At 67.3% G+C, this 13,934-nt stretch carries 14 protein-coding genes; 6 read left to right on the plus strand and 8 right to left on the minus strand.

What is annotated here, in order from left to right:
* Nucleotides 1-39: 39 nt before the first annotated feature.
* From EFY87_RS09350 to trpS, 4 genes are read right to left on the minus strand one after another with little or no spacing between them, the layout of a single operon-like run.
* Nucleotides 40-2,019 (minus strand): fumarate reductase/succinate dehydrogenase flavoprotein subunit, encoded by a 1,980-nt coding sequence (locus tag EFY87_RS09350; RefSeq protein ID WP_123271219.1) that lies wholly within the window; start codon nt 2,017-2,019, stop codon nt 40-42.
* Between the two features lie 13 nt (nt 2,020-2,032).
* Nucleotides 2,033-2,761, minus strand: coding sequence for a succinate dehydrogenase cytochrome b subunit (locus tag EFY87_RS09355; RefSeq protein ID WP_123271220.1), 729 nt, complete (start codon nt 2,759-2,761; stop codon nt 2,033-2,035).
* 45 nt (nt 2,762-2,806) lie between these two features.
* Complete coding sequence (locus EFY87_RS09360) at nt 2,807-3,343, minus strand: 2'-5' RNA ligase family protein (RefSeq protein ID WP_123271221.1); 537 nt, start codon at nt 3,341-3,343, stop codon at nt 2,807-2,809.
* On the minus strand, nt 3,340-4,377 hold the full coding sequence (trpS, locus tag EFY87_RS09365) for a tryptophan--tRNA ligase (RefSeq protein WP_123271222.1): 1,038 nt from the start codon (nt 4,375-4,377) through the stop codon (nt 3,340-3,342). Before trpS ends, EFY87_RS09360 begins: the two co-directional genes overlap by 4 nt.
* A 165-nt stretch (nt 4,378-4,542) precedes the next feature.
* On the opposite strand from trpS, the gene EFY87_RS09370 reads away from it, so the two are divergent.
* Genes EFY87_RS09370 through EFY87_RS09380 form a run of 3 tightly spaced genes read left to right on the plus strand, consistent with a single transcriptional unit; the run spans nt 4,543 to nt 7,776 of the window.
* Nucleotides 4,543-5,343 (plus strand): DeoR/GlpR family DNA-binding transcription regulator, encoded by an 801-nt coding sequence (locus tag EFY87_RS09370; protein ID WP_123271223.1) that lies wholly within the window; start codon nt 4,543-4,545, stop codon nt 5,341-5,343.
* Nucleotides 5,344-5,353: 10 nt separating this feature from the next.
* Complete coding sequence (locus EFY87_RS09375) at nt 5,354-6,835, plus strand: S10 family peptidase (protein WP_245988565.1); 1,482 nt, start codon at nt 5,354-5,356, stop codon at nt 6,833-6,835.
* Nucleotides 6,832-7,776 carry a UDP-glucuronic acid decarboxylase family protein gene (locus EFY87_RS09380; RefSeq protein ID WP_123271225.1) on the plus strand — a complete coding sequence of 315 codons (945 nt, stop codon included), beginning with the start codon at nt 6,832-6,834 and terminating at the stop codon, nt 7,774-7,776. The genes EFY87_RS09375 and EFY87_RS09380 overlap by 4 nt, the downstream gene beginning before the upstream one ends.
* A 22-nt stretch (nt 7,777-7,798) precedes the next feature.
* On the opposite strand, the gene EFY87_RS09385 is transcribed toward EFY87_RS09380, so the two are convergent.
* A complete protein-coding gene (locus EFY87_RS09385; RefSeq protein WP_425459358.1) occupies nt 7,799-8,608 on the minus strand; it encodes an HAD-IIA family hydrolase in 810 nt (269 codons plus the stop codon).
* A 169-nt stretch (nt 8,609-8,777) separates the two neighbouring features.
* Nucleotides 8,778-9,998, minus strand: a complete 1,221-nt coding sequence (locus tag EFY87_RS09390) for an NADP-dependent isocitrate dehydrogenase (RefSeq protein WP_123271349.1) — start codon at nt 9,996-9,998, stop codon at nt 8,778-8,780.
* 27 nt (nt 9,999-10,025) lie between these two features.
* On the opposite strand from EFY87_RS09390, the gene EFY87_RS20290 reads away from it, so the two are divergent.
* From EFY87_RS20290 to EFY87_RS09400, 3 genes are all read left to right on the plus strand, one after another.
* Nucleotides 10,026-10,172 carry a hypothetical protein gene (locus EFY87_RS20290; RefSeq protein ID WP_158607570.1) on the plus strand — a complete coding sequence of 49 codons (147 nt, stop codon included), beginning with the start codon at nt 10,026-10,028 and terminating at the stop codon, nt 10,170-10,172.
* Nucleotides 10,169-11,155: a malate dehydrogenase gene (locus tag EFY87_RS09395; RefSeq protein ID WP_123271226.1), complete on the plus strand. Its 987-nt coding sequence runs from the start codon at nt 10,169-10,171 to the stop codon at nt 11,153-11,155. The genes EFY87_RS20290 and EFY87_RS09395 overlap by 4 nt, the downstream gene beginning before the upstream one ends.
* Before the next feature lie 371 nt (nt 11,156-11,526).
* On the plus strand, nt 11,527-12,453 hold the full coding sequence (locus EFY87_RS09400) for an endonuclease domain-containing protein (protein ID WP_123271227.1): 927 nt from the start codon (nt 11,527-11,529) through the stop codon (nt 12,451-12,453).
* Between the two features lie 295 nt (nt 12,454-12,748).
* Here the strand turns inward: EFY87_RS09400 and EFY87_RS09405 are convergent, their stop codons facing one another.
* Together EFY87_RS09405 and EFY87_RS09410 are read right to left on the minus strand one after the other, a co-directional pair.
* Nucleotides 12,749-13,024: a DUF3017 domain-containing protein gene (locus EFY87_RS09405; protein WP_123271228.1), complete on the minus strand. Its 276-nt coding sequence runs from the start codon at nt 13,022-13,024 to the stop codon at nt 12,749-12,751.
* Nucleotides 13,021-13,908 (minus strand): bifunctional methylenetetrahydrofolate dehydrogenase/methenyltetrahydrofolate cyclohydrolase, encoded by an 888-nt coding sequence (locus tag EFY87_RS09410; RefSeq protein ID WP_123271350.1) that lies wholly within the window; start codon nt 13,906-13,908, stop codon nt 13,021-13,023. Before EFY87_RS09410 ends, EFY87_RS09405 begins: the two co-directional genes overlap by 4 nt.
* Nucleotides 13,909-13,934: the final 26 nt, after the last annotated feature.

Raw genomic sequence — 13,934 nt, forward strand, 5'->3', positions numbered from 1 at the left:
AAACTTCGTGGGGTGCCGCGAGCGGAGAACTTCGTGGGGTCACTTGTAGCTCCGTTGCTTGAGCTCGATGAACTTGTAGACGAGGTCTTCCTTGTGCAGCACGGGCGGCTCGAGCGGCCCGCGGTCGCCGCCGGTGAACTCCCACGCGGCGACATACGCGAACTTCTCGTCGTCGCGCAGCGCCTCGCCGTCCTCGGTCTGGCTCTCGGCGCGGAAGTGCCCGCCGCACGACTCGGTCCGGTGCAGTGCGTCGATGCACATGAGTTCGCCGAGTTCGAGGAAGTCGGCGACCCGGCCGGCCTTCTCCAGTGACTGGTTGAGCGTTTCGGCGCTGCCGAGCACCCGCACGTTGCGCCAGAACTCCTCGCGCAGTGACCGGATCAGGTCGATCGCCTTGCGCAGCCCGGCGTCGGTGCGCTCCATGCCGCAGTATTCCCACATGATGTGGCCGAGCTCCTTGTGGAAGGAGTCGACCGTGCGCTCGCCGTTCACCGTCAGCAGCGCGTCGATGCGGGACGTGACCGACGCCACGGCCTCCTGGACCTCGGGTGCGTCGTCGGCGACCGGCTCGAAGGGCCCGCCGGCCAGGTAGTTGCGGATCGTGTTGGGCAGCACGAAGTAGCCGTCGGCCAGGCACTGCATGAGCGACGAGGCACCCAGCCGGTTGGCGCCGTGGTCGGAGAAGTTGGACTCGCCGACCGCGTAGAGACCCGGGATGGTCGTCTGCAGGTCGTAGTCGACCCACAGCCCGCCCATCGTGTAGTGGACGGCCGGGTAGATGCGCATGGGCACCACGCGCGGGTCTTCGCCGGTGATCCGCTCGTACATGTCGAAGAGGTTGCCGTACTTCGCGTCGATCTCGTGCCGGCTCATCCGCGACAGCGCGTCGGCGAAGTCGAGGTAGACGCCGCGGCGGAAGTCGCCGACCTGCGGGCCGACGCCGCGCCCCTCGTCGCACATGTTCTTCGCCTGGCGGCTGGCGATGTCGCGCGGCACCAGGTTGCCGAAGGCGGGGTAGATCCGCTCCAGGTAGTAGTCGCGGTCCTCCTCGGGTATGTCGCGAGGGTCCTTCTCGCAGTCCTCCCGCTTCTTCGGCACCCAGATGCGGCCGTCGTTGCGCAGCGACTCGCTCATCAGGGTCAGCTTGGACTGGTAGTCGCCCGCGACGGGGATGCAGGTCGGGTGGATCTGCGTGTAGCAGGGGTTGCCGAACAGCGCGCCCTTGCGGTGCGCGCGCCACGACGCGGTGACGTTGCAGCCCATCGCGTTCGTCGACAGGTAGAAGACGTTGCCGTAGCCGCCGCTGGCGAGCACGACCGCGTCGGCGGTGTGCGTCTCGATCTCACCGGTCACCATGTCGCGCGCGACGATGCCGCGGGCGACGCCGCCGACGATGATGACCTCCAGCATCTCGTGCCGGGTGAATTGGGTCACCGTGCCGGCCGCGACCTGGCGCTCCATGGCCTGGTAGGCGCCGATGAGCAGCTGCTGGCCGGTCTGGCCGGCGGCGTAGAAGGTGCGGGCGACCTGCACACCACCGAAGGAGCGGTTGTCGAGCAGGCCGCCGTAGTCGCGCGCGAACGGCACGCCCTGCGCCACGCACTGGTCGATGATGTTGGTGCTGACCTCGGCCAGGCGGTAGACGTTGTCCTCGCGCGAGCGGTAGTCGCCGCCCTTGACCGTGTCGTAGAAGAGCCGGTAGGTCGAGTCGCCGTCGTCGTTGTAGTTCTTCGCCGCGTTGATGCCGCCCTGCGCTGCAATCGAGTGCGCGCGACGCGGACTGTCCTGGTAGCAGAAGGATTTCACGTGGTAGCCGGCTTCGCCGAGTGTCGCGGCGGCGGAGGCCCCGGCCAGACCGGTGCCCACGATGATGATCGACAGCTTGCGCCGGTTGGCCGGGTTGACCAGCTTGTTCTCGAACTTCGCGGTGGTCCACTTCTGGTCGATCGGGCCGCCCGGGGCCTTGGTGTCCTGGATCGGCTCGCCGAGCGAGTAGAGGTTGTCGATGAGTTCAGGCATCTGGCAGCAGTCCTTACTTGATTCCGCCGAAGGCGATGGCGAGCGGTGGAATGACGAAACCGACCGCGACGACGAGCGCCACCACGATGGCGATGGTGTTAGCGATGACCCGGGCGCGCGGCGTCGGGGTGAAGCCGAGCGTCTGCGCGGCGCTCCAGATGCCGTGCCGCAGGTGCATGCCCAATGCGATCATCGCGACGACGTAGATGAGCGTCACCCACCACACGTTGAAGCTGTGCACGACCAGCTCGTAGGGATCGTGAGTGATCGAGGGGTTGTCGCCGCCACTACCGACGTTGAAACGGATGATGGTGAACTGCAGCAGGTGCCAGATCAGGAAGAGCAGCAGGAAGACACCGCCCCAGCGCATCCACTTGCTCGAGAACGACTGGGCGACGGACTTCTTCACGACATACCGCTGCGGGCGGGCGGCCTTGGAGCGCTTCCAGAGCTGCACTGCGCTGTAGATGTGCAGGATCACGCTGACGCCGAGGACGACCTCCATGATCGTCAGGAAGCCGTGCCGCGGGAGCATCGGCTCGCCGATGGTCCGCAGGTGCTCGGAATACTCGTTGAACGCGAGGTGCCCGTCGAAGAGCTTGTAGAGATTGCCGTACATGTGCGCAATCACGAAGAGCACGAAGATGAAGCCGGTCACAGCCATCAGGACCTTCAGGAAGACTGTGCTTCCTGCCTTGCCGGTGCGGGCCCGTGGCGGCTTGGAGACGGTTGAGGTAGCCACGGCCCTCAGATTACGCCGCAAAGTACCTTGATATCGAAATAAGGTTTACCTAACGCCGGTCGCTGCCGTCCCACCGCACAGCCGCCAGGCGAGCACCGGGCGCCATACGTGGTCCTCGCCGTGCTCGTAGAGGTCGAAACCGGCCACCGGGAAGCTGCGCTGGTATGCCGAGAGTCCCTCGAACGCGGCGTCCAGCGCCGGATCCGGCACGCCGTGGGCGATCGTGACGTGCGGGTGGTAGGGGAAGTCGAGGTCGCGCCGGACCGGGCCGCACCGCACGGCGCGCTCCAGCTGCTCGCACTCGGCAATGCCTTCGGCGATCGCGACGAAGACGACGGGGGAGATCGGCCGGAAGGTGCCGGTGCCGCGCAGGGTCATCCGGAACGACGGGTGCGCCGTGGCGACGCCGGCCAGGTGCGCACGCAGCGCGGCCTCCTGGTCGTCGTCGATCGCGGTGGGCGGCATCAGCGTCACGTGCGGCGGCACCGCGTGCGCGAGCGGGTCGCCGGCCTCGACCCGGGCCTGCTGCAGCTCGTGCGCGTAGGGCGGCGGGATCGGGATCGAGACGCCGATCGTCTTCATGACCGGGGTGCGCCCGCGGGGAGGAATCCGACTGCGTCATAAGCACGTTCGAGCACGACCGACGCGACGGAGCGGGCGCGTTCGGCGCCGCGGGCGAGGATGCGGTCCAGCTCGGCGGGGTCGGCGAGCAGCTCGTCGACGCGTGCCTTGAACGGGCCTTGGACGTCAGCGACCAGTTCGGCCACGTCGGTCTTCAGCGCGCCGTACTTGTTCTCCCCGGCATATCGCTCGACGAGGACGTCGATGGCGTCGCCGGACAGTGCGGAGTGGATGCGCAGCAGGTTGGCGATGCCCGGCTTGGCCTCCGGGTCGTAGCGCACCGCGTTGTCGGTGTCGGTGACTGCGGACTTGATCTTCTTGGTGTTGACGCGGGTCTCATCGAGCATCATCAGGTTGCCGTTCTGGTTGGCAGCCGACTTGCTCATCTTCGCGGTCGGCTCCTGCAGCGACATCACCTTGGCGGTGCCTTCGGGGATGTGTGCGTCGGGCACGACGAAGGTCTGCCCGTAGCGGGAGTTGAAGCGCTGTGCCAGGTCCCGGGTCAGCTCCAGGTGCTGGCGCTGGTCCTCGCCGACGGGAACGGCCGTGGCGTCATACAGCAGGATGTCGGCGGCCATCAGCATCGGGTAGGTGAACAGGCCGACGTTGGTGCCGTCGGTGCCGCGCTTGGCGGACTTGTCCTTGAACTGGGTCATGCGAGCTGCCTCGCCATACCCGGTGATGCAGTTGAGCACCCAGGCGAGCTGGGAGTGCTCGGGCACGTGCGACTGCACGAAAACCGTTGACACGTCAGGGTCGACGCCGCCGGCGAGATATTGCGCCGCGGTGACGCGGGTGCGGCGGAGCAGGTCGGCCGGGTCCGGGTTGATGGTGAGCGCGTGCTGGTCGACCACGCAGAAGAACGCGTCGAAGTCCTGCTGCATGCGCACCCAGCTGACCTGGGCGCCCAGGTAGTTGCCGAGGTGCAGCGAGTCATGGGTCGGCTGCATGCCGGAGAGGATCCGCGGGCTGGGGACGCTGGACGTGTCGCTCATGGAAGGGGTGTGCTGCCTTTCGTGGCGCCGGTCGGCGCATGGGGTATGACGTGGAGGCGGCCAGTCTCTCACTCCGTGCTGCTCCGCGTATCGAGGCCAAGCAACCGGCCTGGTGTTTGATCGTGTTTAGATATGACGGAAACGCGGCGCCCGAAGGGAGATCCGATGCTCGCCAGACAACGGCAGGACCTCATCGCCCATGCCGTGGAGGAGCACGGCGGCATCCGGGTCTCGGAGCTGGTCGCCGAGCTGCACGTCAGCGATATGACGATCCGGCGCGACATCGAGGCGCTCGCGCGCAAGGGCGTGGTGCGCAAGGTGCACGGCGGCGCCACGCGTGCCGACCGCAGCGCCGACGAGCCGACCTTCACCGCGAAGTCCGAGATGTACCCCGTGCCGAAATCGGAGATCGCGCGCGCCACCGCCGCGCTGATCTCCCCCGGGTCGTCGGTGGCGATCTCGGCGGGCACGACGGCGTATGCCGTGGCGCACGAGTTGCGCGACGTCCAGCGGCTCACGGTCGTCACCAACTCGCCGCGGGTCGCCGACCTGCTCTTCGACCCCGAGGACCACGACCGGCTGGTGGTGCTGACCGGCGGGGTGCGGACGCCCTCGGACGCGCTGGTCGGCCCGGTCGCGAACGAGATGCTGCGCACCGTGCACGTCGACACGCTGATCCTCGGCGTGCACGGCATCGACCTGGACGCCGGCCTCACCACCCCCAATCTGCAGGAGTCCCAGACCAATCGGGCGCTGATCCACTCGGCGAAGAGCGTGGTGGTGGTGGCTGACCACAGCAAGTGGGGCACGATCGGGTTGTCGACGATCGCCAAGCTCGACCAGGTCGACACCCTCGTCACCGACGCCGAACTCGACGAGGACGCCCGGCAGGCGATCAGCCGGTGCGGCGTCAACCTGGTCATCGCGCCGGGCGTGGACGACCGCTCGATGACCGCGGGCCACTAGTCTGCGACGGGTGAACACCGAGTCCCACGCTCTCGCCAGCGACGCCGCGGCGGCCACGCCCGATCCGCAGGATGTGCTGGTCCGCCGGTCACACACGGTGTCCACGGCTGCGGGGCTGCTCGCCTACACCAGTGAGTCCGGCACGGTCGTGTTGCGTGCCGACGACCTGAAAGACGGTGTCTGGCAAGGGCGTAAGCCGGTTGCGGAGGTGGCTGTCACGGCATACACCCTGGACGACGCGGACCCGCGGGAGCGGCCGGTGACGTTCGCGTTCAACGGCGGGCCGGGCAGTTCAAGCCTGTGGTTGCACCTTGGGTTGCTGGGACCCCGGCGGGTGGAGATGGGCGACGTGGGCGAGTTGCTGCCGCCGCCATACGGTTTGGTCGACAACGCCGAAACGCTGCTCGCCGTCACCGACCTGGTCTTCATCGACCCGGTGTCGACCGGCCTGTCGCGGGTCGTCGCCGGCGGCAAGCCGAAGGAGTTCCACGGCTTCACTGCGGACATCGGGTCGGTCGGCGAGGTGATCCGCGCCTGGACGACTCGCGAAAACCGTTGGCTGTCCCCCAAGTTCGTCGCCGGCGAGTCCTACGGCACGACGCGCGCCGCTGCACTCGCGCAGCACCTGCAGGACAAGCTGGGGATGTATCTCAACGGGCTGATGATGATCAGCAGCGTGCTCGACTTCGGGACCGCCAACTTCGAGCACGGCAACGACCGGGCGTATGCGCTCTATCTGCCCTTCTATGCCGCGACGGCGCACTTCCACGGCAAGCACGGCGACCGGCCGTTGCGGGAGGTGCTGGACGAGGCGGAGGAGTATGCGTCGCGCGACTACCCGTGGGTGCTGTCGCGAGGCAATCGGCTGACCGAAGCCGAGCGTGCAGAGGCGGTTTCGCGGGTTGCGGCGCTGACCGGGCTGAGTGAGGACTACGTCGACCGCGCGGATTTACGCATCGAGCACTGGCGCTTCTGCGGGGAGTTGCTGCGCGACGAGGGTATGACGGTGGGCCGCATCGATGCCCGGTTCACCGGCCTCGCGGGGAGCCGGATCGCCGAGGAGATGGATGCGGACCCGTCGATGGATGCGATCATCGGGCCGTATGCCGCGGCGTTCCAGCACTATCTCGGCAGCGAGCTGGGCGTGACCAGCGAGCAGGTCTACCGGACGATCAGCGAGGACGTCGGGCGGGAGTGGAGCTTCCACGAGTTCGAGAACTCCGCGGTTTATGTGATCGACCGGCTGGAGCGGGCGATGCGCCAAAACCCCCACCTGGCAGTGCATTTCGCCTACGGCTACTACGACGGCGCCACGCCGTACTACTGCGCAATGGACGACGTCGCCCGCTTCGCTCCTGCCTTGCTCCCCCGTCTGGAGCACCACTTCTATGAGTCCGGGCACATGACCTACGTGCACCAGCCGACGCGGGTCCAGCAGAGCGCCGACCTGGCCAACTTCGTGCGGCGGCACAGCGGCCGGGGGGCGTCATGACCGACCGGCGCGTCCTGGTGACCGGTGGGGCGGGTTTCATCGGGTCGCACCTGGTGGAGCGGCTGCTGGAGCGCGGCGACGAGGTGCTGGTCGTGGACAACTTCTATTCCGGCACCCGCTCCAACCTGCATCACCTGCTCGCCAACCCGGCGTTCGAACTCGTGCGGCACGACGTGACGTTCCCGTTGTATGTCGAGATCGACGAGATCTTCCATCTCGCCTGCCCGGCGAGTCCGGTGTATTACCAACGCGATCCGGTGCAGACCACCAAGACGAGCGTGCACGGCTCGATCAACATGCTCGGGCTGGCGAAGCGCACCGGAGCCAAGATCCTGCTCGCGTCGACCTCCGAGGTGTATGGCGACCCGGAGGTCCACCCGCAGCCGGAGAGCTACTGGGGCAACGTGAACCCGATCGGCGTGCGCTCCTGTTATGACGAGGGCAAGCGGTGCGCGGAGACGCTCTTCTTCGACTACCGGCGCCAGCACGATCTGCCGATCAAGGTCGCCCGCATCTTCAACACGTACGGTCCGCGGATGCGCCCGGACGACGGGCGGGTGGTCTCCAACTTCATCGTGCTCGCGCTGCGCGGCGAGCCGATCACGATCTTCGGCGACGGCACGCAGACGCGTTCGTTCTGTTACGTCGACGACCTGGTCGCCGGGCTGATCGGGCTGATGGAGTCCGACCCGTCGTTCACCGGCCCGGTCAACCTGGGCAACACCGGCGAATTCACCATGCTCGAACTCGCCGAGCTGGTGGTCGAATTGACCGGCAGCAGCTCGCCGATCGTGCACCAGCCGCTCCCCCAAGACGACCCGACGCGCCGGCGCCCGGACATCTCACTGGCGAAGGAGCGACTGGGCTGGGAGCCGACCACCCGGCTCGAGGAGGGTCTGCGCCGCACGATCGAGCATTTCCGCACAGCAGTCGGCGCCTGACCTCCTTGCCCGTTGCGGGAGGTCAGTCGCGCGCGGCGAACTCGTCGACCAGCGGCACGACGTCCGCGATCGAGTCGACGACCCGCGTCGGCACGAACGGGTGCCGGGCGACCTGCGCGGCGCTGGTCGAGCCGGTCAGGACCAGGATCGTGCGCAGCCCGGCCTCCAGCCCGCTCACGATGTCGGTGTCCATCCGGTCGCCGATCATCACGGTCGTCTCCGAGTGCGCCTGGATGCGGTTGAGCGCACTGCGCATCATCAGCGGGTTCGGCTTGCCGACGTAGTAGGGCTCCACACCCGTCGCGCGGGTGATGAGCGCGGCAATCGCGCCGGTCGCCGGCAACAGCCCGTCCGTGGAGGGCCCGCTCGGGTCCGGGTTGGTCGCGATGAACCGCGACCCGGCGGCGATCAGCCGGATCGCCTTGGTGATCGCCTCGAACGAGTAGGTGCGGGTCTCCCCCAGCACGACGTAGTCGGGCTCGCGCGAACTCATGATGTAGCCGACGTCGTGCAGCGCCGTCGTCAGCCCTGCCTCCCCGAGCACGTATGCCGACCCGTTGGGCCGCTGGTCGTTCAGGAACTGCGCGGTGGCCAGGGCCGACGTCCAGATCGCGTCCTCAGGGACGTCGATGCCGCTGGCCTGCAACCGCGCCCGCAGGTCACGCGGTGTATAGATGGAGTTGTTGGTCAACACCAGGAAGCCGAGATCGAGCTCTTGCAGCCGGCGCAGAAAGTCGGCCGCCCCTGGTATGGCGTGCTCCTCGTGCACCAGCACACCGTCCATGTCGGTCAGCCAGGTCCGGACCTCGCGCTTGTCGGTCATGGCTTCCATTGTCCACGACGGCGCTGCAAGCCCTCGCCGATCGCAGTGAGGCGCTCGGCACATTCAGTCACGTATAGCCCACCAGTCCCGGTCGGCCGACAAGGCGACCGGCATCGACAGAAACGGGCGGTCAGGGTGAGATCACCCTGACCGCCCGTTCGCGGATCGTGCTACCGGCTCAGGCGGCCATCGCCTTCTGCAGGTTCTCGTCGAGCGCGGCGAGGAACTCCTCGGTCGTGAGGAACGGCTGGTCCGGGCCGACGAGCAGCGCGAGGTCCTTGGTCATCTGGCCGCCCTCGACGGTCTCGATGCAGACGCGCTCGAGCGTCTCGGCGAACTGCGTGACGTCCGGGGTCTCGTCCAGCTTGCCGCGGTGTGCGAGGCCGCGCGTCCACGCGAAGATCGACGCGATCGGGTTGGTCGAGGTGGCCTTGCCCTGCTGGTGCTGGCGGTAGTGACGGGTCACCGTGCCGTGCGCCGCCTCGGCCTCGACGGTCTTGCCGTCGGGCGTCATCAGCACCGAAGTCATCAGCCCGAGTGAGCCGAAACCCTGTGCGACAGTGTCGGATTGGACGTCACCGTCATAGTTCTTGCAGGCCCAGACGTAGCCGCCCTCCCACTTCATCGCGCAGGCGACCATGTCGTCGATCAGCCGGTGCTCGTAGGTGATGCCGGCCGCGTCGAAATCGGCCTTGAACTCGTCCTCGAAGATGCGCTGGAAGATGTCCTTGAACTGGCCGTCATACGCCTTCAGGATGGTGTTCTTCGTCGACAGGTAGCACGGCACCTTGCGCTGCAGCGCGTAGTTGAGCGATGCGCGCGCGAAGTCCTCGATGGATTTGTTGAAGTTGTACATGCCCATCGCGACGCCACCGTCGTCGCCATACGTCGCCACCTCGTAGACCTGCGGCTCGCTGCCGTCGGCGGGTTCATAGGTGATCTTCACCGTGCCGGCGCCGGGCACCTTGAAGTTCTGCGACTTGTACTGGTCGGCGTGCGCGTGACGGCCGATGATGATCGGCTTGGTCCAGCCCGGCACCAGCCGCGGCACGTTGGAGATGATGATCGGCTCGCGGAAGATCACGCCGCCGAGGATGTTGCGGATCGTTCCGTTGGGGCTCTTCCACATCTCCTTCAGCCCGAACTCCTCGACGCGCGCCTCGTCCGGAGTGATCGTGGCGCACTTGACGCCCACGCCATACTCCTTGATCGCGTTGGCGGAGTCGATCGTGACCTGGTCATCCGTCGCGTCGCGGTTCTCGATGCCGAGGTCGAAGTACTTGAGGTCGACGTCGAGGTAGGGGTGAATCAGCCGGTCCTTGATGAACTGCCAGATGATGCGGGTCATCTCGTCACCGTCGAGCTCGACGATCGGGTTCTTGACCTTGATCTTCTCCATGCCTGCTTCTGGCTCCTTGCTCGTCTGGTGCCGGTGATCCACCGGTGGTATGGCGCTGCTCGCGCCATACCAGGCTATCGGTCCCGCGACAAGACCTCGGTGCCAGGCCCGGCCGAGCCGCTGCTAGCGTCATACGCGAAAGATTTCACCTCATCCCACTGGGAGTCCTCGTGAGCGCAACGCCAGTCAAGGTCGCCGTCACCGGCGCCGCCGGCAACATCGGTTACAGCCTTCTTTTCCGGATCGCCGCGGGCGACCTGTTCGGTCCCGACACCCCCGTCGAGCTGCGACTGCTCGAGATCACCCCCGCGCTCAAGGCGCTCGAGGGTGTCGTCATGGAACTCGACGACTGCGCGTTCCCGACGCTGGCCGGCGTGCAGATCGGCGACGACGCCAAGAAGGTCTTCGACGGCGTCAACCACGCGCTGCTCGTCGGCGCCAAGCCGCGCGGCCCGGGCATGGAGCGCGGCGACCTGCTGAAGGACAACGGCGGCATCTTCGGCCCGCAGGGCAAGGCCCTCAACGAGGTCGCGGCCGACGACATCAAGGTCACGGTCACCGGCAACCCGGCCAACACCAACGCGTTGATCGCGATGAGCAACGCGCCCGACATCCCGAACGAGCGCTTCACCGCCCTCACCCGGCTGGACCACAACCGCGCGCTCGCGCAACTGGCCGCCAAGCTCGGCGTCACCGTCTCCGACATCAGCCAGATGTCGATCTGGGGCAACCACTCCGCGACGCAGTATCCCGACCTGTTCCACGCGCAGGTGGGCGGCAAGTCCGCCGCTGAGGCCGTCGGTGACCAGGACTGGATCGAGAACACCTACATCCCGACCGTCGCCAAGCGCGGCGCCGCCATCATCGACGCGCGCGGCGCATCGTCCGCAGCATCCGCGGCGTCGGCCACCATCGACCACGCCCGCGACTGGCAGCTCGGCACCGGTGGCAAGTGGGTCTCGATGTCGGTGCCGTCCGACGGTTCCTACGGCGTCACCGAGGGCATCATCTCCTCCTTCCCGGTCACCGTCGCCGACGGCAAGTGGAGCATCGTGCAGGGACTGGAGATCGACGACTTCTCGCGCGGCAAGATCGACGCGTCGGTGCGCGAGCTGGTCTCCGAGCGCGACACCGTCAAGGAGCTCGGGCTGATCTGAGGTCGTCTCGTCGAGGCGGCCCGGTGATAGGGGCGTCTCGACATACAGCTCACGCGGGCGTCGGCTTTTCGAAGCCGGCGCCCGTTTGTGTGTGGGTTGGGGGCGGCTCGCACCGTCCCGCAGTCGCGACCGTCGAGCCTTCGGGACACAGTCTCCGGCAGAACCCGTCCCGGAGTCGCGACCGTCGAGCCTTCGGAACGCCGTTTCCCGCAGAACCCGTCCCGCACTCGCGACCGTCGAGCCTTCGGAACGCCGTCTCCGGCAGAACCCGTCCCGCACTCGCGACCGTCGAGCCTTCGGGCCGTGGGACCGAAGCCGCGGCTGTGGATAACTTCTGCGGGCGGACGCTGAACCCTGCAACCCTGCGATGCATGACTGCACCCATCCCGATCCGGCGGCAGCTTGCGCTCCCCGACCTGTTCACCACTGAAGAGGCGTACGCCGCCGGCCTCACGAAACGCGACCTTCAGCGAGGCGAGTATCGGCGGCTGTTCCGCGGTACCTACGTGAAGGCGGGCGCCCGACCGACATACATCGAACAGCTCGCATTCGCGATTCGCGTCATCGACGGCGCACAGTTTGCCGCTCAGTACAGCGCGGCTCGTGTCTTCGGTGGCGTCACCCCGCTCGCCTCAAATCTGCATCTCGGCACCCGAATCCGGCGCCACAGCAAGCGGGACGGCGTCTTCCTTCACTTCTACAAGAACCCGCCGAATCTGTTGCGGTATCGAGGAATTCACCTCACCTCGCCGGGCCAGACCTTCCTGGACCTGGCCCGGTCGCTCGAACTCGTCGACCTACTCGTGCTCGGCGACTCCCTGGTTCGCCGCGAGGCATGCAGTCCGACATATCTGCGCAACTTCGTTGCCGATGTCTCGGCCCATGGCGCCCAGCACGCGCGGGAAGCCGCCGCGCTGGTCCGTGGCAAGGTCTACTCCCCCAATGAGAGCCGCTTGCGGCTGCTCATGCTCAGCGGCGGGCTTCCCCCGCCGTCGATCAATCACATGGTCTATGACGAATCCACCGGCCGAAAGCGCGAACTTGATCTCGCCCTGCCGGAGTGGAAGGTCGCTGTCGAGTTCGACGGGCGGCACCACATCGAACGGATTGATCAGTGGGAGCGCGACATCCTGCGGCGTGAGGAGCTTGAGGCCATGGGGTGGCGCTTCGTCCTCATCACCTCCTCGGCGATGTACACGCAGCCGCTTCGGGTTCTTGAGCGGATCACGGACACAATCGTCGCGGCGGGCGGACCGCGGGTCGTGATCCGTGACGACTGGCAGCGTCATTTCGGGTGACAAACTCGCGACCGTCGAGCCTTCGGGACGCTGATTTCGGCAGAACCCGTCCCGCACTCGCGACCGTCGAGCCTTCGGGACACGAAACCCCGCAGAACCCGTCCCGCACTCGCGACCGTCGAGCCTTCGGGACGCAGTCTCCCGCAGAACCCGTCCCGGAGTCGCGACCGTCGAGCCTTCGGGACACGAAACCCCGCAAAACCCGTCCCGGAGTCGCGACCGTCGAGCCTTCGGGACGCCAAACCCCGCAGAACCCGTCCCGGAGTCGCGACCGTCGAGCCTTCGGGACGCCCGCTTACGCAGGGAGCGGGGTGAGTTTGAGGATGCTGAAGAGGATCGCGACGACGATGGCCAGGATGATGAGCGCGGCGCCGTCCCCTGCCCGGGATCGTATGGCGAGGGCGCCGACCGCTTTGTCCGGCAAGGAGATTCGAAAGATTCCTGTCAACCCGAGGACCACCGCCAGCAGGTAACCGCCGGCGCGCACCTCACCAATGGCGATCACCACCAGCCCCAGCGCGCTGCCGACTGCGACGAACCACCACAGCGGCCCGAGTGGGAATCTGGTCACGCGTTCCCCGAGGGCGCACCCGCCCGCGCAGCCTCGCCGCCCGCCGCACCCCGTTCCGCCGCGGCGACGACATTGCTGAGCAGCATCGCCCGGGTCATCGGTCCGACACCGCCGGGATTGGGCGTCAGGAAACCCGCGACCTCGGCGACGTCTGGTGCGACGTCGCCGGCGATCTTCCCGTCAACGCGCGAGACCCCGACGTCGAGCACCGTCGCGCCCGGCTTGACCATGTCGGCCGTGACTAGACCCGGCACTCCCGCGGCCGCGAAAATGATGTCGGCCCGACGCGTGTGCGCCGCCAGGTCACGGGTGCCGGTGTGGCACAACGTGGTCGTGGCGTTCTCGCTGCGCCGGGTGAGCAGCAGGCCGAGCGGCCGGCCGACGGTCAGGCCGCGGCCGATCACGACGACCTCGGCGCCGTTGATCGGCACGTCATACCGGCGCAACAACTCCAGTGCGCCGATCGGTGTGCACGGCAGCGGACCGTCCTCGCCGAGCACCAGCTTGCCCAGGTTAACCGGGTGCAGCCCGTCCACGTCCTTCTCGGAGGAAACCCTTGACAACAAGGCAAATTCGTCGAGACCGGTTGGCTGCTGCACCAAGAAACCGGTGCATGCCGGGTCGACGTTCAGCTCATCGATGACGGATTCGACCTCGGCCTGGGTCGCCGTCGCGGGCAGGTCGCGGCGGATCGAGTGGATGCCGATGCTGGCACAGTCCTTGTGCTTCGCCCCGACATACCAGTGCGAGGCCGGATCATCGCCGACCAGCACGGTGCCGAGCCCCGGCACGATGCCTTGCGCCGCGAGAGCGGCCACCCGCGCCCGCAACTCGTCCTTGATCGCCGCGAGCGTTGCCTTGCCGTCCAGGAGAGTCGCCGTCACAGCGCACATCTTCCCATGGCCGCGTC

Origin of the sequence: Flexivirga caeni (genome assembly GCF_003724155.1) — a bacterium.
Lineage (GTDB): Bacteria > Actinomycetota > Actinomycetes > Actinomycetales > Dermatophilaceae > Flexivirga > Flexivirga caeni.